This window comes from Pseudoalteromonas sp. GW168-MNA-CIBAN-0100 (assembly GCF_040309225.1).
Taxonomy (GTDB): Bacteria; Pseudomonadota; Gammaproteobacteria; order Enterobacterales; family Alteromonadaceae; genus Pseudoalteromonas; species Pseudoalteromonas arctica.
Map to the genome: position 1 here is coordinate 1 of NZ_JBEOOL010001116.1, position 235 is coordinate 235.

The 235-nt window shown below is 45.1% G+C and carries 1 tRNA gene; it reads right to left on the minus strand.

Annotated features, from left to right (window positions below):
* Positions 1–121 precede the first annotated feature (121 nt).
* Positions 122–197 (minus strand) — tRNA-Glu (locus tag AAEY62_RS24830).
* Between the last annotated feature and the right edge of the window lie 38 nt (positions 198–235).

A 235-nucleotide genomic window follows, 5' to 3' on the forward strand; every position in this document is an offset into this window, starting at 1 on the left:
ACACTGCTTTATACAATACTTAAAATAGTAAGTGGCGTCCCCAAGAGATTAGTACTCTTGATAACGTCGTGCATAGAGAGTGCGGTGTCGCACTGCTTAATACAATACTATAAATAGTAAGTGGCGTCCCCAAGGGGATTCGAACCCCTGTTACCGCCGTGAAAGGGCGGTGTCCTAGGCCTCTAGACGATGGGGACACATAAATGTGTCACTAGGACAACTGAATTTTTAGAGT